Source organism: Paraburkholderia sp. 40 (assembly GCF_050434105.1).
Lineage (GTDB): Bacteria > Pseudomonadota > Gammaproteobacteria > Burkholderiales > Burkholderiaceae > Paraburkholderia > Paraburkholderia tuberum.
The window spans coordinates 507,970-532,542 of sequence record NZ_JBNPVY010000003.1; the positions used below are offsets into that span (position 1 = coordinate 507,970).

Genomic DNA, 24,573 nt, shown 5'->3' on the forward strand with positions numbered 1-24,573 from the left:
GAGTGGGTGGCTTAGCCGTAAGTAGGCCATTTACATCGGATTTTTCAAACCGTCTCTTGGAGCGCAGCGCTGCGTAAAACGATGTCGAATTTGAGACCTGAGGCTGCGCCACCGCTCACACCTGAGTATCTCGCAGAGATCCGAGGAATTCCAAGGACACTGTCTCCGGAGAGCTTTCAAGCGTCGCTCAGGCTTTGCGCACCGCTCCACTCACACGACGTGGGAGCGCCGTACGGTCCGGTTGCTCTAGATTTGCGCTATGGACCCGATGACCGGCATTGTCTGGATCTTTATCGCACAGTCGATGCAATGGGACCGAGCCAGCCGCTCGTTCTTTTCGTCCACGGTGGTGGGTTTGTCGCTGGGAACCGCCGCATACCAGGAAGTTATCTTTATTCCAACGTTGCTGCGTGGGCCAGTTCTCATGGCTTCGCGGCTGCATTAATGTCGTACCGTTTAGCCCCTTCAGCGCAGTGGCCAGCGGGTGCCGAAGATATCGAGCGAGCGATCGATTGGCTGGCCGAAAATTCCGGGCGACTCGGCATTTCAACCGAACAGTTGGTCGTCGTCGGTCATTCAGCAGGCGCAACGCATCTCGCTTCTTGGCTGTCCGGCCATCATGGTCAAACCCCTGATTCGTCAGCCGTCCGTGGGGCCGTGCTCATTTCAGGTATCTTTGCCCCCTCGTTGCTTCCTTTTCAAGGCGCGCTCGCTTATTACGGCGACGATTTAACGCCAAGCCGCTATTCAACAGTCAATGGCATCGGTGCGACTGAAGCTCCTCTGTTGCTGGTCGCGGCCGAATTGGATCCGCCGGAATTCATTAGCCAATGGAACATGGTGGTCAGCGCCAGAGCAGTGACACCAGGCGCTAAGACGGCGACGTTTCTTGTTCCAAACCAAAATCATTTCACGTCCGTCCAGCACCTCGGTGTCCAGTTGGATGACTTGGGCGCTGAGATGGCGAAGTTCGTGCAAAGTTGTGTAAAGCGGCTCGATTGAATTTCCCTACGCAGCACCCTCGTAAAAACGCCGACTGACGAGACTAGTCGCCTGCAAGCGTCGGAGTCGATATCGCGGACACGGCGCAGCTATGACTGAATAGGTTTGCCTTGGCCTCCGACCGCTGGCCACCGGCCAAGGTTGCCGTTCCGCGACAAAGTGTTCTCTGCGCAATCCCCGGGATCGACTGGATGCCGCTGCGCCGGACAGAGAGCTCCGGAAAGTTCTGCAGGGTGTGGACGTCCGCAAGGAGTCCGCCGAGTGCGCTCGCCAGGCGCGCGGTCGTCCTGCTCGGGTTCAAATAATTGAACGCAGATTCACAACCAAAATTCCCGGTTTGGCGCCATGCGAGCAGTCCTCGATCGCCTGTCCGGCGAGTTCGATTTCGCCCAGGGCGGGTGGCTGCGCGCCCTAGCTGGGCACGCTTGACGGCACCGCGCTTTGAAGGGAAAACCCTACGTGAAACACCATTTACTTTCATTGGTGAATCATGGTTTACTTCTATCCAACAGACCTGCCAGCCTCATGGCCGTTAAGCGCAGAGCAATGCTCACGAGAGGCCCCGCTCAAAGGACATCACGTCATCGGGTTGGCGTCAAAGGGATCGCTTTTATGCGCCATGCCGCTGTCCGAATTGAGTTTGTCCGCACCGGGACCTGCAACGGCAACGAACAAAGGGAACGAAGAAGTGATCGATTACGAACTAGACAAGGATGGCATCGCACACATCATCTGGAACAACCCGGACGGTCCTGTGAACGTCAAGACCCCGGCGGCTATCGATGCGTTCGCACGCGCCGTCGACCGCGCCATCAACGATGACGCAGTGAAAGGGGCATTGATCCGGTCGGCAAAGCGCGACTACGTCGCGGGCGGCGACCTGACGGCGCTTTACGCAATCCAGACGCCGGAGGAAGCTCAGGCTATGGTGGCTCCGGTTGGCGCGTGCCTACGCGCGATCGAGCGCTCGTCCAAGCCGTTCGTCGCAGTCATCACGGGCTCGGCGCTTGGAGGAGGGCTCGAAGTTGCGCTCGCCTGCCACCGAAGAGTGGCAAGCGACGACGCGCGGGTGCAGCTTGGCTGTCCGGAAGTCAATCTCGGGCTGATCCCGGGTGCGGGTGGCACGCAACGGTTGCCGCGGCTCATAGGAATCGCGCCCGCGACAAAGATGTTGCTTGAAGGGAAGCCCATAGGCGTGCAGGAGGCACTCGGCTGCGGCCTCGTGGATGAGATCGTTCCCGCGGACCGGGCATTGGATGCCGCCCGCAGGTGGGTGCTTGATCACCCATCAGCACAGCAAGCGTGGGATCGCGAAGGGTTCCAGTACCCGGGGTTCCAGCCGCACTCGGCCGAAGGCCAAGCATTCTTCGCCAAAGCGTGCGCGGAGCGACAGCGCAAATCGCCTCCGGAAGATGTCGCGCCCCACGCCGTCCTGGAGGTGCTGCGGGAGGGATTGGCTGTCGACATCGATGCAGGGCTCGCGATCGAAGCCCGCCGTTTCGGGACGGTGGCGATTTCTCCCTCCGCAAAGAATCGCATTCGTACACAGTTCATCGCAACGGGCGCAGTCAGGAAAGCAGGCCGGTCCGGAGCCGGTGTGGCGACGTTCACTCCAACGCGCATCGGGGTCGTGGGTGCCGGGACAATGGGAGGCGGTATCGCTCTGGTGTGTGCCAGGTCCGGCATAGAGACCGTGCTCATCGACCGCACAGACGAAGAGGCGCGCAAGGGACTTGATCGCATCACCAAGACGCTGGACGCTGCAGTGGCGCGACAACTGATGGGGCAGGAGGAACGCGACGAGGCCCTCTCCCGCATCGAAGCCACGACGGACTTCGGGCGCCTCGAGGGATGCCAGGCCGTCGTCGAAGCAGTAGCGGAGATCGCGGAAGTGAAGAACGCGGTGTTCAGGAAGATTTTCGACGCGGCGGGTCCGGACGTCGTCGTGGCGAGCAACACCTCGACCCTATCGATCACGAAGATGGCCGAGACGGTTCAGACACCTCGAAACTTCATCGGCTTGCACTTCTTCGCCCCGGTCGACCGGATGGCACTCGTGGAAGTCGTGATGGGCAGTCGGACGAGCGCTGAGTCGCTCGCTCGCTCACAGTCCCTGCTGAAGTTGCTCGGCAAGACGCCTGTCGTGGTCAACGATGGGCCAGGCTTCTATACATCACGGGTGGTCGCGGCCTACTCGCGCGAAGCGCTGCAGATGCTGGGCGAAGGTATCTCGCCAGAGTTGATCGACAAAGCGGCGGCGATGGCCGGGTTCCCCATCGGACCTTTGGCCATGGGCGACCTCACTTCCTACGATCTGCTGAAGGACATCTTGACCAGCCTTGCGAAGGCCGGACGGGGCACGGCCGTGCAGTCGCAGCCGGCGCTGGATGTGATTGATAGGTTGCTGCGGGCTGGACGAGTTGGACGCAAGGGTGCCGGGGGCGTCTACAGCTATGGGCCCACGGGCAAGACCGTGTGGGACGAACTCCCGTCTGTTTTTCCCCCGCAGCAGCAACAACCCGACGCGAGCGTGGTGATGGAGCGACTGCTGAACATGCAGTCTATCGAAACCACGCATGTGGTCGCCGAAGGCATCGCGAGCGATCCACTCGCACTGGATCTCGGTGCGGTGCTCGGGTGGAGCTATCCCGCATTCCGAGGTGGCGTGCTGGCGCATATCGACCAGGTGGGGCTCCGCCAGTTCGTGAAACGCAGCGATGAGATGGCGACGGAGTTCGGCCCTCGCTACGTTGTTCCCGCACTCCTGCGCGAGATGGCCGCATCGGGCGCTTCGTTTCACGCCTCGCACTAATCGGTTTTATCGGAAACAGGAGAAACAACTTGCCAGTCGTACAACTCAAGGCGGCCCGCGACTCCAGTACGAGCCAGGTCTATGTGCCGCCCCGCAGCCTGGTTGCCGACGGCTCCCTCCGGGAGCCGGACCTGATCGAAGTTCCCGCGCGGGGGCTGTTGTATAGCGCCACCACCTTCAATGGCCAGGCCTATGGGATCGTGGATCTCGACTGTGGCGCTCGTATCCAGGCCCTTCTTGCGGCAGGCACCGATCGTATCGGAGATCGCGTGATTGCGAAAACCAGCGACACCAACAATGAGACGAGATTCTCCCATGAATGACGTTTTGATCGCAGGCGTGGGCATGGTCCCGTTCGGCAATCACGGACCGGGCGTTGGCGTGAAGCTCGGGCGCGATGCTGCTCTCGCGGCATTGCAGGATGCCCATTTGACCTACGCCGAGATTGACGCCGTGGTTGTCGGTACCGCGCATCCCTTGTCGCCGCGAGGAATCTTTGTCGCTAAAGAACTCGGGCTAACGGGCGTGCCAGTCCAGCACGTCACCAACGCGTCCGCCACCGGGCTGTCGGCGATGCACTGCGCTCGGCAGGCAATTCTCTCGGGCGACGCACGACGGGTGCTCGTCGTGGGCATGGACTCGCCGCAAAAGGCAGTACCGGTGGAGGACATCATCGTGGCTGAAGGGAACTTGCCACCGGTCGTTTCGTTCGCCCTCTGGGCCAAACGTCGCATGCATGAAGCGGGCACCACGCGTGAGCACCTTGCCGCCATCACGGCAAAGAATTGGAACTATGCGCGGGAGAACCCTTTCGCTGCCCGCCGCGCTCCCGAGCCGGTCACGATCGAGCGGGTGCTGGGCAGCCGCATGATCGCTGATCCGTTCACGTCGATGATGTGCACGCCTTGGGGAGAAGGTGCGGCGGCGGCGGTGCTGTGCAGCGACGACAGTTGGCCGGTGGGCGCGACGCAACCCCGGATACGTCTGGCCGGCAGCGCATTCGGAAGCGACGCGTACTCCCCTGAATTAATCCTCGAGGGCGCGATTGTGGGTCCGCCGGAACTTTCGCAGCGAACCGCGGCCCAGGCGTTGACCCAGGCATCAGTGAAGCGCGCCGATGTGGACGTCGTGCAGGTGCACGATGCATTCGCCGTGGAGGAACTGATGTATTACGAGCTCCTCGGGTTCTCCAAACCGGGCCAGACGGAAGCGTTAGTCGGCGAAGGGGCATTCGGACCCGCTTCGCGGGAGCGCTTTGGCCTGCCGGAGTTTTCAACCGACGGCGGGCTGCTTGCGCGTGGTCATCCGGGTGGACCGACCGGCCTCGCACAGATTTGGGAAACAGTGCGGCGCCTGCGCGGCAAGGACCGTGTGGGGATGTGCCATCTGCTTGGAGCCGGCTCCGTCTGCGTGGTTCAGGTGCTGGTGCGCGACTAAGGATTTAAGCGCGATAAGTAGTGTCGGTTTAATTTCGCATATTCAGTTGGTTAGCGGATTGCGGCATTTCCGGGAGTGATGGATCGGGCCGCAAAGCGCGCGAGATCTCCGTTTTCTCGCACATCGGAGGCCGAAAGAATCTGTAGCAGGGCGCAGAGCAATTCGATTCCCTGTCCTACAAATTGCATCGCGGCTACGTAATAGGATCGATCCCGATCAAGGGAAATGAAGGAAGAGACGATGGCTAGCACAGGAAAACCTCTGCGTTTGATGGTCGAAAATTGGCTCGCACCGAATCGGGCGATGGCGGTTCGAGTCATCGAGTTCGGGCACTTCCGCTCACATCGGGGGGGCTATGTACGCGTCGAGGCACTTTGGCCGACGGGCTCGGTTTCAATGTTTTTCTTTCGCCACCGTGACGGCACATGGAACGTATTCCCGCCTAACCCCGAACGGCCTGCGATGGGTGTTTACTTGCACGCAGCGTGATTGCGGTACATGCGGGGACTCCTGTTAAGGTCTACCGCCCCAGGTCGCCCAAACCGGAAAGGATCGCAAATGCTGAATTCGAAATTCAAATCGTGGACACCCATGAAACCCTCGAAACCCGCATCTCAGGTGCTCACCGGCCTGGGGATCTCAAATAAACCGGACACTACTGAAGTGCGACCCAAATGATGTGCAAGCTAAGTCGGAGAAATTCGGCGTCAGCTATTGCTCGTGCCCCTGAGAGGTCCTCGATAACTGTACGTCACTATCAAATAATGGAGACAAACGGTGCCAGGCATAGATGGAAGATCTGCGGGGGGCGTAGTAAGCGGAATTGCAGTCCCGAGTTCGACAAGTCGCGTCGGTCGTTTTCAGGCCATTGTCGTTCTGATATGTGTCCTCGTAAATGCGGTCGACGGATACGACATATTGGTGATGTCCTTCGCCGCTCCGGCTATTGCGAAGGCGTGGTCATTGTCCGGCAGCCAGCTTGGGATGGCGTTTAGCGCGGGCTTGTTCGGCATCTTGATCGGCACTGTCGTACTTTCGCCCTGGTCGGACCGGTTCGGGCGCCGTCCACTGGTAATCGGCTCGCTGATCCTGGTTTCGATCGGGATGGTCCTTTCCGCGCTCGCGCCGACGTTGATAATTTTTTTGATGACACGTGCGCTCACTGGAGTCGGCGTTGGAGGGTTGCTTTCGAGCACCGCCGTGCTAGTGGCGGAGTATGCGCCGGATCGGCACAGGAGTAGTGCAATTAGCCTTCTCGGTGTCGGTTACTCAATCGGTGCGATGGCCGGCGGCCTTGTTGCGCGGTGGTTGCTGGAAACCTTCGGCTGGCGATCCAGTTTTCTTGCAGGAGCCTGCTTGTCAGCTTTCATGCTTGCACTGGCTGCCGCATTCCTGCCGGAATCGGTGGATTTCCTGCTGGCCAGAAGACCGAAAAGAGCGCTGCGGCTGCTTAACCGCATTCTGCGCCGCATGAAGTGCCATGAAATATCGACGCTTCCTCCACGCGTCGCAACAGTGATGAAAAGTAGCTCAGGCGTCGGGCGATTGCTTGATCGGAAGTACCGCACCAGGACTCTCCTTATCTGGAGCGCGTTTTTTCTGCATCTGATGGGTCTTTACTTTCTTCTCAGCTGGACACCGAAGCTTTTGGCCGTGTCGACCTCGACGCAATCCGTGGCAGTTCACGCAGGCGTTGCGTTGAACATTGGAGGAATTATGGGAAGCCTAACATTCAGTGTCCTCTCTCCATTTTTCGATCTGAGGAAGCTAACAGTATTTCTGTTTGGGATAACCGCTATCGCAACGGTCTTATTCGGAAAGGGTATGACAAATCCTGCGCTGGTTCTGCCTCTTGCCGTTGCGGTGGGAATGCTTTCGTTTGGGGCGCTGGCAGGCATCTACTCGCTAGCACCGACTGCCTATGAGACTGAAAGTAGGGGGACAGGAGTGGGATGGGCGCTCGGCATGGGACGCGTCGGTGCCATGATCTCGCCATTTGCCGCTGGAGTGCTGCTCGACACCGGCAGCGGCGGTCACGCGCTCTACACTGTTTTTGCCGTGCCCTTCGCGCTCGCCGCGGTGGCGGTTTTTATGCTCGGTAGATCCGGTCTTCAAATAGCAATGAAACAAGAAATCAGTCCCGGTTAAAGGCCTTCATTCGATTTCGGTGTCTTCGAGCATTGGCGGTCCCGAGATCGCGAGCGGCCGGTGCTCGAGGCGGTGGAACCGTGGGCCGCCTTCGCGGCAAAGGTTGCATGGGCATGTGTCCTCAGTCGCTCGGTCTCGGCTTCGGTTGCGCGACCTAGGTGCCTGTGCGCAAGTAGGCGATACGCCCTGCAATAGGTGAATGGCCGTTAAAGCGCTGTTGCGCGGCAGACGGTCGACCTCGTCATGTCATGAAAGCAAGATAGACATCGGGTAAATGCCGGGTAAATCGCGATTTACTTTTAGACATGGCCGTGGCTTACTTTAACCAGTCGCACATGGCCGGATCAAGGCGGCACCGACCGCCGGCGAAGCTTGCCGTCAACAAGGAGACAGACATGCATTTTCAAATCAAGGGTTGCTTAGGGGCTTTGACTGCCGCGTTGGTAGCGGCACTGCTCAGTTCGCATGCCATGGCAGAGAAACGCTATGACAGAGGTGCGAGCGACACCGAAATCAAGATCGGGCAGACATGGGCGCTCAGCGGTCCAGTCGCATCGGAGGCCTACGAAACGAAAGTGCAGGCCGCGTATTTCGAGCGCCTGAACGAGAAAGGCGGTATCAACGGCCGGAAAATCCGCTTCATCACGTTGGACGATGGCTACAGCCCGCCGCGAACCATGGAGCAGACGAGAAAGCTGGTAGAAGAGGATGGCGTTTTGTTCATTGCCCTGCCTTTTGGGTCGCCGACCAATGCGGCAACTCAACGTTACCTCAACGCTGCCAAGGTGCCTCAGATCCTCGTGACGAGCGGAGGGTCTCGATTCGTTGACGCAAAGACGTGGCCCTGGACGACCGCCGCATTGCCCGCTTATCAACGGGAGGGCGCCATCTATGGGCGCTACGTTGCCCAGATGGCGGCAGACCCGGCTTCCTCCTTGCACGCTCCGAAGGTTGGAATCCTCTATCAAAACGATGATTTCGGCCGGGATTTCGTCAAAGGCGTGAAAGCGGGCATGGGCGCCAAAGCCGCCTCGCTGATCGTAAAAGAAGTGAGCTACGAGCCCACTGATCCAACGCTCGACTCGCAATTGATTTCGCTGAAGGCATCCGGCGCCAACGTCTTTATGAACTTCACCACGGGACGTGCAACGAGCCTGTCCATCCGCAGAGCATATGAAATCGGCTGGAGGCCGCTGCAGATCCTCGACTCGCCCTGGGCATCGATCGAAGCGGTGCTGAAACCCGTTGGCCTCGAAAAGTCCACAGGCATCATCACTGCGAGTTACTTCAAGGAGCCGAGCGATCCTGCCTACTCCAACGAACCCAGCATGGTGCAGTTCGTTGAGTTCATGAAGAAGTATGTGCCGGACGTAAATCCCCGGTCCAGGAATGCGGCCATCGCCTATTTTGATGCCTCGCTTCTGGCCAGAATCATCGAGCAATCCGGCGACGACCTCACTCGTGCCAACATCATCAAGCAGGCTACCAGTTTGAGCAAAGTAGCCAGTCCCTTCTTGCTGCCTGGGATCACCGTGAACGCCAGCGATTCGGATCGCGATCCCATCAAGCAATTCCAGATTGTTCACTTTGATGGGACCAAATGGGTGCCGCAAGGCGCGCTTCTTTCGAATTGAAATACAGCGGCGTATGGATTCAGATGAATGATCACGACCACAGCACAGTCGAACGCGACGGAGCGATCCGCCAACAAGTGCCAAGCGTTCTTGGAGGGGCGGTGATGGACGCTGAAAACATGGCGGTGATTGGCTCTTGCCTACCTCTTCTGCGCATCAGGGATGTCAGCGTCCGATTCGGAGGCGTCGTCGCCCTCGACAAGGTCTCCTTCGACGTCGAAGCCGGACAAATTTGCGGGCTCATCGGGCCGAACGGAGCAGGCAAGAGCACGTTATTCAACTGCTTGTCGAGACTGTACGACTGCAACGAGGGAAGCGTCGAAGTCGGCGGAATATCCACACTTTCGAAGCCCAAGCACGAGATCGCGCACATGGGTATAGGTCGCACGTTCCAGAACCTTGCGCTCTTTAAGACCATGTCTGTGCGTGAGAACGTGCTTCTCGGCGTGCATGGCCGGGTGCAACCGCGTTTCTTGGCAAGCGCTTGGCGATTTCGTTCTGAACGCGTTGTCGAAGCGGACCATCAGCGGCGCGCGCAGGACGTTATCGATAGCCTGGGGCTGGCGGCCGTCGCGGAGCGCACAGTGTCGGAGCTGCCCTTTGGCACACAGAAAAGGGTGGAGATGGCGAGGGCTCTCATATCGCGTCCCCGCTTACTTCTACTTGATGAGCCCGCGTGCGGTCTGAATCACGAGGAAGTCGAGGCGCTGGGGGGGCTCCTGCAAGATGTACGGCAGCGGTTCAAGCTCGCGGTGCTGCTCGTGGAACACCACATGGGTTTGGTGATGTCAATTTCCGACAAGGTGGTCGCGCTGAATTTCGGCCGCAAGATTGCCGAAGGCACGCCGGAAGCGGTACGCAATGATGGTCGAGTTATCGAGGCCTACCTGGGCAAGTCAGCGGAGCATTCCTATGTTGCTTGACGTGAATCGGCTCGCGGCCAGGTACGGCTCAACAAGCGTGCTCCATGGTGTTGATCTTCAGGTGGATAACGGCGAAATCTGCGCTCTGCTCGGTGCCAACGGAGCGGGCAAAACAACCACCTTGCGTGCCTTGTGCCAGTTGATGGTGAAGACCGAAGGCACGGTGACTTTAGGCGGGCAAAGAATTGATGGCTATGCAACCGAGCGAATCGCAAGGGCAGGAGTGGCTCATGTTCCAGATGGACGAGGAACGTTCCTTGGACTGACCACCGAAGAAAACCTGCTACTTGGAGCAAGTTCCCGGGGCGGGGCGCGGGCCATCGCTTCCGATATCGAGAGAATGTATGGCTACTTTCCGCGCCTTCGCGAGCGCCGTAAGCAGCAGGCCGGCACGCTCTCCGGCGGCGAGCAGCAAATGCTGGCGATTGGGCGGGCGCTAATGGGGCGTCCAAAACTGCTGATGCTAGATGAACCCTCGTTCGGCCTGGCCCCCCTCGTCGTTCAGGACATCTTCAACATCATGCGGCGGATCAACAGGGAGGAGGGCATGGCGATCTTGTTGATCGAACAGAACGCCAACATCGCGCTGGATCTAGCGCACCGCGCTTACCTGATTGAACAAGGCCGCATCGTCATGAGCGGCAAAGCGGACGACCTGCGTATGAACGAGCGCATTCGTCAAGCCTATCTAGGGGACTGAGAATGGAAGCATTTGGCCAACAGCTTCTTGCTGGGGTAGGCACAGGCAGCATCTATGCGATCGTGGCGCTCGCGCTCGCAGTGATCTATCAGGCGACCCATCACGTGAACTTCGCTCAGGGGGAAATGGCGATGTTCTCGACGTATCTCGCATGGGTATTGATCCAGGCTGGCGTTCCGTACTGGGCCGCGTTCTTCGTGACTGTCGCAGCTTCCTTCGTCATGGGGGCGGTGTTGGAGTTGGCCGTGATTCGACCTCTTCGTGACGCCCCGGATCTGTCCATGGTGGTGGTATTCATCGGCCTGCTGGTGACCTTCCACGGCATGGCCGGCTGGCTCTTCGGCTATGACAGCCACGACTTCCCCAGTCCGTTTGCCAACCTGCCGTGGGGATTTCCGCAGTTGTTGTCGGCTCATCAGGCCGGCTCGATTGCCTTGACATTCTTCTTGGTCGCCTTGTTATTCGCCTTTTTTTACAGAACGAGCCTCGGATTGAAAATGCGTGCGGTTGCGCAAAATCGCGTTTCCTCTCAGTTGGTCGGCATTTCTGTCGGCAAGATGCTGATGCTAGGGTGGGGCCTCGCCGGAGCGATCGGCGCTGTATCGGGCTTATTGGTCGCGCCGATGGTTTTCCTGGACCCGTCCATGATGATGGGGGCGGTTCTCTATGCATTCGCCGGCGCCTTGTTGGGCGGGATCGGCAATCCCGCTGGCGCCGTTGTCGGAGGATTCCTGGTCGGAATTGCTGAAAATCTGTTGGGGACCTATGTCGTTGGCACCGATCTAAAGCTATCGATAGCCCTGTTGCTAATTGTGGTCGTTCTGATTTTTGCGCCGGACGGCCTGTTTGGCCGCCGTGTCGTCACGAGGGTTTAATCATGAGCAATTTCCTCGATCGTGCATATACCGCACAGCGCGCCGTTGGCGTTCCGTTCCGGCTTTGCTGGGCGGGATTGTTCGTGGTCGCAGCGGGCGTGCTCTTTGTCGGAAACGGGTATCAGCTTTTTCAAGCGACGATGTTGCTGGCGTATGCGGTCTCTCTACTCGGCCTAAACCTGCTTACCGGCTACAACGGGCAAATCTCCCTCGGACATGGCGCATTCTTTGGCATTGGTGCTTACACAGTTGCGATTCTCATGGATCGATTGGGTCTGCCCTACTGGCTAGTGGTACCGCTGGCCGGAATCGTCTCGCTGGTCATTGGTTACGCATTTGCCTGGCCAGCACTCAAGCTCGATGGAATCTACCTGGCGTTAGCCACTTTTGGCCTTGGCGTGGCTACTCCACAGCTTTTGAAGTGCCGCCTACTCGAACAATGGACAGGCGGTGTTCAAGGCATTGCAGTGATCAAGCCAGAGGTGCCACTGGGGTTGCCTTTGTCGCAGGATCAGTGGCTGTTTCTGTATGCGGTTTTAATCTGCGCGATCGTGTTCTGGATGGCCAACAACCTTCTTCGGGGGGCTGCCGGTCGCTCCATGCGCGCGATCCGTGACCATGCACTGGCGGCCGAGGCAACAGGTCTTAACATAGCGAGCCTCAAAACGAAGACCTTTGCCTTGTCCGCTGCTTATACGGGCGTAGGTGGCGCCCTTTCAGCATTGGCCGTGCAGTTCGTGGCTCCCGATTCGTTCTCCATGTTTCTGTCAATCACTCTCCTGGTCGGGATTGTCGTGGGAGGCGTCGGAAGGCTGTGGGGCGCCGCTTTCGGCGCGGTCTTCGTTATGGTCATACCTGCTTTTTCGGAGAGCGTTTCCAAGTCTGCCCCTTGGGTCGTGTATGGGGTGCTCCTGATCGTCTCCGTCTATGTTCTTCCTGGTGGCATCGCGGCCTTGGCCAACCGCTATCGCCTGATGCGGTCGCAGCCCTAATGGCCGTGCGCCGAGTCCAACGAAGGCAAGGAGAAAGTGACATGAAGAAGACAGACGCAGACGGTTTCGCAGCGTCGGCAATCCGCGTCGCATTGGCTCGATCCAGCGTGTCACGCTGCGAGTCGATTCGTCGTGACTGTGAGGGCGTTGCGCGATGACGTCGACGGATCGCACACCACAGAGCGGTCTGCCCGGCGCCCTCTTTGACCTGGTCGGCCAGGAAAGTTGTCGTTACCGGTGCGGCATCAGGACTGGGCCGTGTCTTTGCCGAAGCGCTCTCGCAATCTGGCGCAGCGGTGGCTTGGGTCGATCGCGACGCGGAGGAACTTGCGGCCTGCGAGGCCGTAGGCGTCTGCGATTGCCGCGTTGTGGCTGATCTTGACGACGAAGCGGGCGTTTCACAGATGGCAGAAAAAGTCCTTGCCTGGTGTGGCGGAAAGCTAGACGTGCTGATCAACAACGCTGGCATCGCAACTCGGCCCGGGCGTTTGCTGGACGTCCAGGTGAAGGACTGGGATCGTGTCTTCGCGATCAACTTGCGCGGCGCCTTCCTGGTTACGCAGGCACTGCTGCCGGCGTTGATTCAGAGCGGTCGCGGTTCAGTGGTGAACATCAGTTCTTATCTCGGCACCGTCGGTGTTTACCCAGGCTTCGCAGTCACCGCGATTCCCTATGCGGCATCGAAAGCCGGACTGATTGGCTTCACGCGACAGCTCGCAATCGAGTATGCGGCCGAGCGAGTGCGGGCGAACGCGATCGCGCCGGGCTGGCATAGTGGCACACGCCTCGGACGTGAGCGAGACACGACGGGTGGCGCCGCGGGCGTCGCGCAGATGGACGCCTTCGTCGAGAGAGAGGTGCCGCTCGGCTATAGAGGTAGACCGGCTAACCTCGCCGGCCTCGTCATCTACCTTGCGAGTGATGCCTCGAGCTATGTCACGGGTCAAGTATTTGTTCATGATGGCGGCATAACCGCCCGCTAACTCAGTGAGGTGAGCCGCTGGCGCAGCCGGAGACTCGCCCTGGTTTGACCTATACGATGGTCATTGCAAATGCGTGGTTGGCTCTTGCTGCACGCAGCGATGGCCTGTTCCGTTGTCGGCACGTCGAAGCGCCCGCCATTGCGTTCCCGCTGATCGGCGTCATCGGCTCAGTGCACCACTTAGCTCCCGCGATTGAGTTCGCGGTTCAGCGCGGTCATTTCGTCAGTGCTCGGGAAAGCGGGGTACGCGCCGAGTCGGTCCATGAGCGCCTGGAGGTTCCGCGGCGCACGGGCCTTGTCCGCTGCCGCCAGCGCTTTGCGCAGGTCATGCGCCGTCAGGGAGGTGCAATAGGCCGGCGTGCCCGGCTGCTGGCGCCAGGAGTCGGCAAGGCTTCCCGCATCGACCGGCTCGAACCCGGTTTCGTCCACCAGCGTCTGCGCGATCGCCTTGGCGGCCGCGTCATCGCCAGCAACCGGTACGGCGATGCGATCGGCTGCGCCGCGCGGTTTTCCCCCGTCCGCAAGCACGCCCGCCAAAATGGCGTTAAACGTTTGTACGCGATCCATTGACGACACCCCTCAGAGTAAGGGCGCGGTTCTCATGAGATGTGTTACAGGGCTCAGTCAGCGGAGATCGATGGGCATCTTCCAGGGCAAGAGCGCGTCGTAGTCGTCGACGGTCTGTGCCAGCGGGAGACGCTGTAATAGCCAGGTGAGATAGCGATACGGATCAATGCTGTTCGCCTTGCAGGTTTCGACCAGTGAGTAGAGATTGGCGCTCGCGTTTGCGCCATCGACGGTGTCAGCAAACAACCAGCCGCGGCGTCCCAGGCAGAACGGGCGAATGGAATTTTCGCAAGGGTTGTTCGATATGGGCCAGTTGCCGTCTTCAACGTAACGGATCAGCTTCGGCCACTGCCCGTGCAGATAGGTCAGCGCCTTGCCGAGCAGACTGTTGGGCACGACGCCAGGCGAGTGCTCAAGCATCAGCTTTTCGATAACATCGAGTACGCACGCGCTGTATCGTCGTCGCAATCGCTGTCGTCGCCCAGCCGTCCACGTCTGGCTTCGCGCTTCGGCCGCGAACAGTTTTCCGATCAGGCTGATGAAGCGTGTCGCGAGCAGATCGGGCGGGCGCGCTGCTTTGGGGACATTGTCTTCCGCCTTCACAAAGTACCGTCTTGCGTGCGTCCAGCATCCGAGGTGCACGAGCTGGTACTGTTCAGCGATGCCGTTGTAGGGTTCGTATCCATCGGTCATCAGGGCGGCACCTTTACGGACACCGGCAAACAGCCTGTCAGCCAGCCTGGCGCCACGACCTGGCGTATAGGTGAAGCAACGGATGGGGATGCCCGAACCGGTCATCTGCGCCCACAGATAGCTTTTCGTTTGCGGCTTTCGCCCTTGCTCCTTCAGGACCTGGAACGTCGTCTCGTCGCCGTAGATCAGTTCGGCATCGAGCAGCGCATCGCGCATCAGGTTGATGACGGGTTGCGTCGCAAGACCGACGCGGACCATGCTCGCGGCAATCGTGTTCGACGAGATGTCGCCGCCGAAGCGACGCAGCAGACCGGCCTGGCGATAGAGCGGCATGCCGAACTGGTACTTGCCGGTGGCGATCCACGCGAGCGCCGATTCACTCAGCAGCCCACGCGGGATGATACGGGGCGGTGCCGGCGTAACCTTGATGCCGAGATCGCAACATGGGCAGGCGTACTTGATACGCTGATGCTGGGTGACTCGCAACTGCTCGGGAATGACATTGAGCTGCTCACTGATCTCGACGCCGATCTCGACGAGCGCGTGTCCGTCGTGATCGCAGAAGCGCTCTGCCTCAGGGAGTTCGTGTCGCACGACATCACGCGGCAGATTGGGATCGAGAGGCTTGCGGTGGCCGCGCTTCTTGCGCTTGTGGGCCGCGACCTCGGTTCCGGGGGTATCTTCCTGCGCGGGAGTGGCGTTCGCGCCGAGCGCTTCGGCTTCGTTGAACAGGCCGAACTGGTCCGAGGCGCGCGCTTCGCTTTTCGCGCCAAACAGTTCGCGACGGTAAGCGCGCAGTCGTTCCTCGGCGAGATCGCGCTCAGCTGTCACGAGGCGCAGTGCGCTGCGAACCTCCTCATGATCGCGCTGAAGCGAACCATAGGCCTCTCGCATCGCGAGCAGTGCCTTGAGTTCGTCGGCGTCGATGATCACGTTGATCGGCATACCGCTTAGACCGGCACGCCGGTGACGTGTTCAGCTCACGCGTGCATAATTTCGACTGGGATGTCGCTGGACTGCGGCAATGTCGATGCCCTCGATAAGCCAGTGCAACTGCTCGACGCTCAGTGTCGCGACCCGGTTCGCGCTGTCAGGCCACACGAAGCGATCGTTTGCCTCGAGTCTCTTGAGCATGAGCCAGAAACCGTTGCCCTGCCAGCCCAGGATCTTGATGCGATCGCATCTCCGGTTGGTAAACACATAGAGCGAGGAATCCATCGGGTTCAAATGCATGGCCTGCTCCACGAGAATCGACAGGCTGTTCATGCCATACCGGAAGTCGACGGGTTCCCGATGCAGGTAGACCTTCAGGCCTTCGTCGAACCGGAACACGGCATCCTCCCCAGCATCTGGACCACGGTGGTCAGTTCGTCGATGCTCGCCTCGCCGAGATCAAACTCGACGCCGTTGGACAGTCGCACATGCAGTGCGAGCGTCAGCGATGGCGATGGCGATGGTGACGGCGGTGCGGTTGGCAGTGCTGGTGGTGCTGCAACGACAGGCACGAATGCCGTGGGCGAGGCGACAGGTGGGGAGCGTTTGCGCGAACCCGGGATGTCAATGGGCGCGCCATCAATCACCGCGAGCGCGCCCTCCAGTACGATTTCCTCCGGGGCATGCGGACGTTCCTGTTCGCCGGTAGCATCATCCTGCGATGCCGGCGAGATGCCTTTCTCGCGCTCCAGAAGGTACTTCGTGATCCACTTGCGTAGCAGGTTGGCGTTGATCCCGTGCTCCTGCGCCAGGCGGGCAACCGACACGCCAGAACGCAGCGCTTCCTCAACGAGCGCACGCTTGCCTTTATCGTCGTAACGACGGCGACCGTCGCTGCTGCGTCGAACTACTCTTAACTCTGGATCTTTGTCAGCCATAGGTGTCCACCTCCGGATAGGTGGACACCTATGCTCCTCGCTCCTGTCCCCAGCGGCTAGACGCCGAAAATGGATCGCTTACAAACGTTTTCACGACCGGGCGGCCGAACTGAGCGCTAGACCAGACGCTCTCGGGCTTGCCGTCGTCGACTTCGGCGATATTGCCATCTCGCACGGGATAGTAATTCGAGGTGTCTATGACGACGAGGTCCGCCGGCACATCGGTGAACAGGCCGGCGAGCTCCGGGTTGTTTTTGAAAGGAATGGAAAGGACTACGACGTCGACGTCCTTGACCGCTTCGGCCGGGGTGACCGATTCCGCGCCCACCTTTTGGGCCAACTGGCGTAGTTCGTCGGGCATGCGGGTTGAGGCCAGCTTGATGCTGTGCCCGTTCGCGGAAAATTTTTGTGCGAGCGTTGCGCCGATGTTGCCTGCGCCGATGATGCCTATTTTCATGTTCGTCTCTTCCTAAGTGTGGCGAGTGTCGGCTGCAAGCCAACGAGGGTGAAGTTGATCGCAGGCGGGGTGAGGCTGTGTCCGGTCGCGGCTGGCTGATAGGCTTCGCATTCGCTTCTCGACACTGGACGTAGTAGGTCTTGTGTCGAGAAGCCCGCCGACCAGAGCGCCGATCCCCTTCGAAGTTGAGCGGACGTCAGCCTCCGGATCGGCGGCTTGTTACGTCAGACAGTCCGGCGCGAGCCGATGATCGCCTTGGTCTCCAGGTATTCGCCGAAGGCAACCTCGCCCCATTCGCGTCCGTTGCCCGATTGCTTGTACCCGCCAAACGGCGCCGCAAAGTCCATGTCGGCATAGTTCAGCGTGACCTGGCCGGCGCGCAGCCTGCGCGCAATCCGTTCGGCCTGGACCGGCTCGCCCTGGACGTAAGCCGCCAGCCCAAACACCGTATCGTTGGCGATGGCGATGGCGTCGGCTTCATCGGCATAACCGATGATTGCGAGAACCGGACCGAAGATCTCCTGCTGTGCGATCGCCATATCGTTCTTCACATTGGCGAAGACGGTCGGGCGAACATAGAAGCCCGTTTCCAGTCCCTCGGGTCGGCCAAGACCGCCGGTGACGAGCGTCGCGCCTTCATCGATGCCGGACTGGATCAGGCGCTGGATCTTGTTCCACTGCGCCTCAGATACGACCGGTCCAATCTTCGCATTGCTAGCCGGATGCCCCACGGTCCACTGCTCGGCTGCGGCCCTGGCCAGCTCGGAGGCCTCCGTCATCCGCTCGGCGGGAACCAACATCCGCGTGGGCGCACCGCAGGATTGACCGCTATTGATCATGACGCCCGCGACGCCCGCCGCCACAGCAGATGCCAGATCGGCGCTGGGCAGGAGGATGTTGGGCGACTTGCCGCCCAGTTCCTGATGCACGCGCTTCACCGTCTGGGCTGCATTGCGCGCCACCTGGATGCCGGCCGGCGTGGATCCGGTGAACGAGACGAGATCGACATCGGGATGCGCGCTCAGGGCATTACCCACGCCTGCTCCATCGCCTTGCACCAGGTTGAACACGCCCGCAGGCGTCTGAGCCTCGTGCATGATCTCGGCGAAGATCGTCGCCGAATAGGGGGAGATTTCCGACGGCTTCACGACCATCGTGCAACCGGTCGCCAGCGCCGCGGCGACCTTGCAGGCGATCTGGTTGAGCGGCCAGTTCCAAGGGGTGATCAGCGCACAGACTCCGATCGGCTCACGCACGATGTGTGCAGTGCCGTGGGGGTCCTCGAAGCTATAGCCCGCGAGCGCAGTCCGACCGATCTGAAGGTGGCCGAGGCCGACAGGCACCTGATACTGCTCGGCCAGCCAAAGCGGCGCGCCCATCTCCTCCGAAACCGCGTGGGCCAGGTCTCCGGCACGCCGTTGGTAGGCGGCGATGATACGGTCGAAGAGCGCAAGACGGTCCTCGACCGAAGTCAGCGAGAAGGTCTCGAACGCAACTCGAGCTGCGGCCACCGCTCGGTCGACGTCGCGGGCGTCACCGATCGCGACTCTGCCGGAGACAGATTCATCCGCCGGGTTGATGACATCAATCACGGTGTCGCCGGCAGGCTCAACCCACGATCCGTTGATATAGAACTGAAGATTGTTGCGCATATCTGGGCTCTCCATCGTCGTCAAAGGAGGCCAAGGTATATGCCGTAGACTTGGACGTCAATTAGGCACCTGGAGTAGCTCTGGTAGGCTTGAGGATACCGGGTGCCGTGGGCCAACCCGTTCGGCGGTAGTGTCCCCGGTCGCCCTCGCAGGTCCTGGTCGACAAGAGCCTGCAGGCGCCCGTCAAGCAAACTGCCGATGTTCTAATCCTTCCGCCAACGCGCTTCCACCCGCCGCCGCGTCGAACGCCTGACGTGCGGCCTCGACCTCGGAAAACTTGACGAGCGTCCACTCATGCAGTGCGCGCAATGGCGGCTGCAATGTGCGCCCAAGTGGCGTGATCTGATACTGCACCGCCACCGGAGACAGCGAAACGACTGTCCTCGAGATCAGGCCGTTGCGCTCGAGCCGGCGAAGACTCTGAGTGAGCGCCTTCTGCGTGACGCCTTCGAGGCGCCGCCGGATGGCGTTGAAACGCTGCGGCCCGTCGTCCAGCACGGCCAGCACCATCATCGACCACTTGTCCGCAATCTGGTCGAAGAGTGCGCGGCTGGGACAGTCAGACGAAAAGCATTTCAGTTCGAGAACGGGCATGGTGGTTTCCTTTGATACACCTAGGCGACTTCAGGTGCCTAATTGACGGCAGGTATCAAACATATACCATGAGGGCTTTGTTTGCAACGGAGCCTGTTCAATGTCTCACCCCGATACCAGCACCCTGTTTCGTCCCTTCTCAATCCGCTCGCTCAACCTGAAGAACCGGATCGTCATGGCCCCGATGACGCGGCTCTTTGCCCCCGAGGGCGTGCCTGGCGACGCGAACGTCATCTATTACCGGCGCCGGGCGGAAGGGCGCGTGGGGCTTATTCTGTCTGAAGGGACGGTCATTGACCGTCCTGCATCACGCAACGACGGCGGCATTCCGTTGTTTTATGGCGAGGCCGCGCTAGCCGGTTGGAAAGATGTGATCGATGCTGTCCACGACGCAGGCGGCCGTATGGCGCCCCAGATCTGGCACACCGGTTCCACCCGTTACATCAACAACTGGGAGCCCGATGCGCCGGTCGAAAGCCCATCCGGGCTAGTCGCGCCCGGCGACCCTCGCGGTGTGGCTATGAGCGAAGAGGACATCGCGGATACGGTCGCCGCCTTCGCGAAGGCGGCAAGAGACGCCAAAGCGCTCGGCTTCGACGCGGTAGAGATCCATGGCGCCCATGGCTATCTGATCGACCAGTTTTTTTGGTCGGGCACCAACCAGCGGACCGATCGCTATGGCGGGCCGACGGTCAAGGAGCGGTCCCGCTTCGCAAGTGAGATTGTCGCTGCCGTGCGAGACGCCGTCGGTCCGGATTTCCCGATCATCATGCGGTTCAGTCAGTGGAAGCAGCAGGATTTGAGCGTGCGCGTCGCCGAGACCCCGGCGATCATGGAGGACTGGCTACTGCCGCTGGTTGAAGCCGGCGTCGATCTCCTGCACTGCTCGCAGCGACGCTTCTGGGAACCCGAGTTTCCTGAGATCGATGGCGAAAATGGGCTAAATTTTGCCGGCTGGGCCAAGAAGGTGACGGGTGCCGCGACGATCAGCGTCGGATCGGTCGGGCTTGAAAAGGATTTCGCCACCTCTTTTGCCGGCGAGGGATCGAGCCCTGCGAGCCTGGACCGTCTCGTCGAGCGAATGGAACGCGACGAGTTCGATCTGATCGCCGTTGGCAGGGCCATTCTCAACGACCCAAGCTGGGTCAAAAAGGTTGAACACGGCGAATACGGCGCGCTGAAAGGGTTCGACGCAGCGGCGCTCGCCGAATTGGTCTGATGGTGAGTTCGAGGACGGGAACATTCTTCAAACCCGTCCTCTTCGTTATTCGGACTTCATACTTTCCTATGGATGAAGGAAATGCCCAACCTTTTGGACTACACGGATAAAGTTGTGCTGATCACCGGCGGCGCTACCGGGATCGGACAAGCGACCGCGAAAGCGTTCGCCGGCCAAGGCGCGAAGGTCGTGATCGGAGACGTCAACGAGGGCGCGACCGAAACCGTCGCGCAGATCAAGCGGGCGGGGGGCGAGGCCTTGTTCGTGCGGACCGACGTAAGTGATCCTGCTTCGGTCGAAGCCCTCGTCAAGGCCACGGTCGATACCTACGGCCGCCTCGACTGCGCGTTCAACAACGCCGGCATCCTGCCGACAGCCACCCCCCTCGCCGAAATGTCGGTCGCGGACTTCGACAAAGTCATCTCGATCGACTTGCGTGGCGTGTTTCTCTGCCTCAAGTATCAGATCTCGCACATGCTGACGGCGGGGGGCGGCTCGATCGTCAACACGGCCTCAGTGGCCGGGCTGATCGCCGGCCGGAACACGTCTTCCTACGTCGCCGCCAAGCATGGCGTGATCGGTCTTACAAAGGCAGCCGCGCTCGACTATGCCACTCAGGGCATCCGCGTGAATGCCATCGCTCCTGGCCTGGTCGCCACTGCCATGACCCAAGGCTGGTTGGAAGACGCTGAGTTCAGTCAAAGATTGTTGCAGACCATCCCGCTCGCCCGCCCAGCGGAGCCTGAGGAAATGTCTGGCATGGTGCTTTTCCTGAACTCATCCCAAGCGTCGTTCATCACGGGGCAGACCTTCACCGTCGACGGCGGGCAAGTCCCCCGCTGATCGCGGTGCCGCCCGTTATCCAGAATCATGGATCGAGACAACGTGCTTGGAGAGCGGGGAGGCCAGTTGACTTGGGAGCACTGTTCGATCGGCTAGACGTGAATAGGAATGTGCCCGGTGCGGTCCGGGCGCTCCTCATCGTCGACGGCGCAGGTGGCGTCGGCTCAATCGCCGTCCAACTTGCGCGTCCTGACCGATATCACCGTCATCGCCACCGCCTCGCGGCCCGAGACGATCGAGTGGGTTCGGTCGCTCGGCGCACATCTTGTCGTCGATCATTCGGCATCGCCGGCCAGAGGTCGGGGCGCTGTCGCTCAATGCGCCACCGGCTCTCGTGTTCTGCACGACGAACACCTATGCGCACCTCGCCGACATCGTGGAATGGATCGCGCCGCAGGGCCGCTTTGCGCTGATCGACGCCCTAGCGGTGCTGAACGTCAATCCCCTCATGCCCAAAAGCGTCTCGACGCATCGGAGTTCGTGTTCATGCGGTCGCTGTTCGGAACGGCCGATATCGGCGCGCAGGGGCAGCTTCCCGCTTTCTCCGGCGTCAGTCGATCCAGGTCACCACTTCGTCGAGTGGAGCACGTCCCGTCCTGAAATTGTTCGCTGCGTGAGCGGTGTCTTCGTACCCAAAAGAGATGCCCGCCACCACATTTCGATCGTCGGAAATACCCAGATGGGAACGTATGAACTGTGGATACGAGGCCAAGGCTGCTTGCGGCGCAGAGGCTACTCCAAGATCCTGTGCCGCAAGGATGAAGTTCGCCAGGTAGGCGCCGGCGTCGACGGCACCGTATGTGCCGAGACAACGGTGGGTCGTGATGATCGCCACGTGTGGAGCGCCAAAAAAACGGAAGTTCTCCAGCGTTTGACGCGCCGAGCCTTCACGATCGCCCTTTTTGACGCCCACGCTTTCATAGAGCCGCCAGCCGCATTCCCGACGGCGATCTTTCAAGATACCTTCATAGGACTGCGGAAATTCAAAGTCGGGCGCAATCGGCTCGTTTTTCTGAGCGAAGCGGGTGTACGCCTCTCGGATTGCATCGGCGGCGTCACCCGAAACGATGGTCACCTGCCAGGGCTGCACGTTGCCCCACGAAGGTGTTCGCTGCGCGGCCTCCAGGATGGACTCGATGGTGCTGCGCGCGACGGGAGTAGGCAGAAAGGCTCTGCAGGTGTGTCGACGAGAAATCAAATCGTTTAGTGTGTTCGGCGGGCGGGTCATGACGCTGAAGAATGGTTGTTTAAAGTAAATCAGAATTTACACGCAAATCTTGGCCAGTGCAACGGAGCAACGGCGTCAATGTGATAGGGTTTTCCACGGTAATTCACAATTTACTTTTAAGGATGGATGGTGAGACAATTCGCTGTGGAAGCGGACAAGCTTGCGGCAAACCACCTTTTCGGCTTCGGATGTGCGGCGGGGCTTCGGCCATGAACCCGGGTTCGCCTGTTCGACTGAATCTTCAGTTTTTACGACCATGGAGCGCCATTTATGATGTCGACGGCAGCGCTGCGCAGAGCGGCGAGCATTTGTCCAAAAGGGCTGGCCATTTCCAGTGGTGACGAACGGCGCACCTGGCCCGAGCTGTTGGGACGAGTCTCAGCGCTGGCTGGCGCCCTGCAATCTGCGGGGCTCGAGCGTGGTGACCGGGTAGCCACGCTGGCGAGGAATTCGCCTCGCTATTTTGAACTCCTGATGGCGATCTGGTGGGCGGGCGGAGTGATTGTTCCCCTCAACACGCGTTTGGCCTTCGAGGAGCTTCGTCACATCGTGGAGCACTCCGATTCCGTGCTGCTGTTCAGTGACGAGTCGTTCGAGGAGTTCGGAGCGCGGATGGCTGAGGTTCTGCCGTCTCTAAAGGAATTCATCCGCTTCGACGACGCGCGGTATGCGGCGATGATCGAGCACCCGCGTGTTGAGGATGCTTGCGGTGACCTCAATTCGCTAGCCGGGATCTGCTACACAGGGGGGACGACCGGACTGCCCAAGGGAGTGGAGTTGACGCACCTGAACTTCAGCTTCGCCGCGATGAGCCTGCATCGCGAACTCGAGTACAACCAGGACACGGTCTATCTCCATTCGACGCCGATGTTCCATTTGGGAGACCTTGCAAATGGGCTGGCTGTGACGCTTGGCGGCGGCACGCACAGCTTCATAGCGCAATTCAACCCGGAGGTTTTCTATCGGCGCCTGCGCGACGATGGTGTCACGCACGTTCAGCTCGTCCCAACGATGGTTGCGATGGTCCTGGACGGGCCCGAGCGCGATGACGAGCTTCTATCGCGAATTCGCTCGATCCAGTACGGTGCTGCTCCGATATCGCAGGCGTTGCTTGCTCGAATGCTGCAGGCCTTTCCCAATGCGCGGATCAACCAGTTCTATGGAATGACCGAGGCATGCGGAGGCATTTGTAGCTTGCCCCCCGACCGGCATGTCTTGAGCGGCCCCAAGGCGGGAAAGCTGAAATCGGCAGGGCAGGCGTTGCCCGGCTTTGAGATCCGTATTGGGAGCGATCAATCTCGCCCATGCAAACCGGGTGAAGCGGCGGAGATCCTACTGCGCGGCCCGGCTATCATGCGCGGTTATTGGAAGGCGCCCGAGAAGACCGCCCAGACGCTCGTTGACGGTTGGCTCTATTCCGGTGATGCGGGCTATCTAGACGAGGACGGTTTTCTGTACATCGTCGATCGGATAAAGGACATGATCATCAGTGGTGGCGAGAACATCTATTGCGCCGAAGTCGAGAACGCGTTGGCTTCGCACCCTTCGGTAGACGCCTGCGCAGTCTTGGGTCTGCCCGATGAGCGCTGGGGAGATCGGGTGCATGCCGCGGTTGTTCCGAAACCTGGCGCGAGTTTGAGCATCTCAGAACTGGACGCACATTGCCGGGCGCAGATTGCCGGCTACAAGGTCCCACGCAGCTACGACATCCGCAGCGAGCCGTTACCACTTTCAAGTATCGGCAAAGTTCAAAAGAACCAACTGCGGGAAGAGTGGCTTGCCGCGGAAAAAAACAGAGCCGGTTAACCAGAAAACCACGATCGGACCGAGTCTCTCCCACCGAAGTTACTTCGCCCTCAGGCCTCAGTTGGCTACGGCGTATGACGCGTTGCTGATCGACTCCTTCATCCTGAAATAGCAGGACCACCGGGGAGGGCGAATCCG

22 protein-coding genes are annotated in these 24,573 nt (G+C 60.1%); 14 read left to right on the forward strand and 8 right to left on the reverse strand.

Annotated features, from left to right (window positions below; translation table 11 throughout):
* Positions 1-309: 309 nt before the first annotated feature.
* From OKW28_RS17715 to OKW28_RS17765, 11 genes are all read left to right on the forward strand, one after another.
* Positions 310-1,002 (forward strand): alpha/beta hydrolase, encoded by a 693-nt coding sequence (locus tag OKW28_RS17715; protein WP_429447642.1) that lies wholly within the window; start codon positions 310-312, stop codon positions 1,000-1,002.
* 619 nt (positions 1,003-1,621) lie between these two features.
* Positions 1,622-3,814, forward strand: coding sequence for a 3-hydroxyacyl-CoA dehydrogenase NAD-binding domain-containing protein (locus tag OKW28_RS17720; protein ID WP_429447643.1), 2,193 nt, complete (start codon positions 1,622-1,624; stop codon positions 3,812-3,814).
* A gap of 29 nt (positions 3,815-3,843) precedes the next feature.
* Complete coding sequence (locus OKW28_RS17725) at positions 3,844-4,137, forward strand: hypothetical protein (RefSeq protein WP_429447645.1); 294 nt, start codon at positions 3,844-3,846, stop codon at positions 4,135-4,137.
* Positions 4,130-5,251 (forward strand): thiolase family protein, encoded by a 1,122-nt coding sequence (locus tag OKW28_RS17730; protein ID WP_429447647.1) that lies wholly within the window; start codon positions 4,130-4,132, stop codon positions 5,249-5,251. The genes OKW28_RS17725 and OKW28_RS17730 overlap by 8 nt, the downstream gene beginning before the upstream one ends.
* Before the next feature lie 777 nt (positions 5,252-6,028).
* Entirely contained in the window at positions 6,029-7,399 is a 1,371-nt protein-coding gene (locus OKW28_RS17735) for an MFS transporter (protein WP_429447649.1), read from the forward strand.
* A gap of 395 nt (positions 7,400-7,794) precedes the next feature.
* Positions 7,795-9,033 carry an ABC transporter substrate-binding protein gene (locus OKW28_RS17740; protein WP_429447650.1) on the forward strand — a complete coding sequence of 413 codons (1,239 nt, stop codon included), beginning with the start codon at positions 7,795-7,797 and terminating at the stop codon, positions 9,031-9,033.
* A 104-nt stretch (positions 9,034-9,137) separates the two neighbouring features.
* Positions 9,138-9,956, forward strand: coding sequence for an ABC transporter ATP-binding protein (locus OKW28_RS17745; RefSeq protein ID WP_429448768.1), 819 nt, complete (start codon positions 9,138-9,140; stop codon positions 9,954-9,956).
* A complete protein-coding gene (locus tag OKW28_RS17750; RefSeq protein WP_429448770.1) occupies positions 9,940-10,656 on the forward strand; it encodes an ABC transporter ATP-binding protein in 717 nt (238 codons plus the stop codon). Before OKW28_RS17745 ends, OKW28_RS17750 begins: the two co-directional genes overlap by 17 nt.
* Before the next feature lie 2 nt (positions 10,657-10,658).
* Entirely contained in the window at positions 10,659-11,531 is an 873-nt protein-coding gene (locus OKW28_RS17755) for a branched-chain amino acid ABC transporter permease (RefSeq protein ID WP_429447651.1), read from the forward strand.
* A gap of 2 nt (positions 11,532-11,533) precedes the next feature.
* Entirely contained in the window at positions 11,534-12,523 is a 990-nt protein-coding gene (locus OKW28_RS17760; RefSeq protein WP_429447653.1) for a branched-chain amino acid ABC transporter permease, read from the forward strand.
* Positions 12,524-12,726: 203 nt separating this feature from the next.
* Positions 12,727-13,506 (forward strand): SDR family NAD(P)-dependent oxidoreductase, encoded by a 780-nt coding sequence (locus OKW28_RS17765; RefSeq protein WP_429447655.1) that lies wholly within the window; start codon positions 12,727-12,729, stop codon positions 13,504-13,506.
* 179 nt (positions 13,507-13,685) lie between these two features.
* Here OKW28_RS17765 and OKW28_RS17770 read toward each other — a convergent pair whose 3' ends face one another.
* The 7 genes from OKW28_RS17770 to OKW28_RS17800 all read right to left on the reverse strand — a co-directional run bounded on the left by OKW28_RS17770 (position 13,686) and on the right by OKW28_RS17800 (position 19,339).
* Positions 13,686-14,072 (reverse strand): NADPH-dependent F420 reductase, encoded by a 387-nt coding sequence (locus tag OKW28_RS17770; RefSeq protein ID WP_429447657.1) that lies wholly within the window; start codon positions 14,070-14,072, stop codon positions 13,686-13,688.
* Positions 14,073-14,129: 57 nt separating this feature from the next.
* The gene (gene tnpC, locus OKW28_RS17775; protein ID WP_116117423.1) at positions 14,130-15,710 is read right to left on the reverse strand and encodes an IS66 family transposase; all 1,581 of its coding nucleotides are present in this window, start codon (positions 15,708-15,710) and stop codon (positions 14,130-14,132) included.
* A gap of 30 nt (positions 15,711-15,740) precedes the next feature.
* Positions 15,741-16,097, reverse strand: a complete 357-nt coding sequence (tnpB, locus tag OKW28_RS17780; protein ID WP_090812713.1) for an IS66 family insertion sequence element accessory protein TnpB — start codon at positions 16,095-16,097, stop codon at positions 15,741-15,743.
* On the reverse strand, positions 16,073-16,636 hold the full coding sequence (locus tag OKW28_RS17785; RefSeq protein WP_429442848.1) for a transposase: 564 nt from the start codon (positions 16,634-16,636) through the stop codon (positions 16,073-16,075). The genes tnpB and OKW28_RS17785 overlap by 25 nt, the downstream gene beginning before the upstream one ends.
* Positions 16,637-16,664: 28 nt before the next feature.
* Entirely contained in the window at positions 16,665-17,093 is a 429-nt protein-coding gene (locus OKW28_RS17790) for an NADPH-dependent F420 reductase (RefSeq protein WP_429447659.1), read from the reverse strand.
* Between the two features lie 224 nt (positions 17,094-17,317).
* The gene (locus OKW28_RS17795; protein ID WP_429447660.1) at positions 17,318-18,745 is read right to left on the reverse strand and encodes an aldehyde dehydrogenase family protein; all 1,428 of its coding nucleotides are present in this window, start codon (positions 18,743-18,745) and stop codon (positions 17,318-17,320) included.
* A gap of 183 nt (positions 18,746-18,928) precedes the next feature.
* Positions 18,929-19,339, reverse strand: a complete 411-nt coding sequence (locus OKW28_RS17800; RefSeq protein WP_429447662.1) for a winged helix-turn-helix transcriptional regulator — start codon at positions 19,337-19,339, stop codon at positions 18,929-18,931.
* A gap of 100 nt (positions 19,340-19,439) precedes the next feature.
* Here OKW28_RS17800 and OKW28_RS17805 point away from each other — a divergent pair, with 100 nt between their 5' ends.
* Both OKW28_RS17805 and OKW28_RS17810 read left to right on the forward strand, forming a co-directional pair.
* Positions 19,440-20,558, forward strand: a complete 1,119-nt coding sequence (locus tag OKW28_RS17805; RefSeq protein WP_429447664.1) for an NADH:flavin oxidoreductase — start codon at positions 19,440-19,442, stop codon at positions 20,556-20,558.
* A gap of 81 nt (positions 20,559-20,639) precedes the next feature.
* The gene (locus OKW28_RS17810) at positions 20,640-21,401 is read left to right on the forward strand and encodes an SDR family NAD(P)-dependent oxidoreductase (protein WP_429447665.1); all 762 of its coding nucleotides are present in this window, start codon (positions 20,640-20,642) and stop codon (positions 21,399-21,401) included.
* 550 nt (positions 21,402-21,951) lie between these two features.
* Here OKW28_RS17810 and OKW28_RS17815 read toward each other — a convergent pair.
* Positions 21,952-22,629, reverse strand: a complete 678-nt coding sequence (locus tag OKW28_RS17815; RefSeq protein WP_429447667.1) for a nitroreductase — start codon at positions 22,627-22,629, stop codon at positions 21,952-21,954.
* Positions 22,630-22,899: 270 nt separating this feature from the next.
* On the opposite strand from OKW28_RS17815, the gene OKW28_RS17820 reads away from it, so the two are divergent.
* Positions 22,900-24,435 (forward strand): class I adenylate-forming enzyme family protein, encoded by a 1,536-nt coding sequence (locus OKW28_RS17820; RefSeq protein ID WP_429447669.1) that lies wholly within the window; start codon positions 22,900-22,902, stop codon positions 24,433-24,435.
* Positions 24,436-24,573 lie beyond the last annotated feature (138 nt).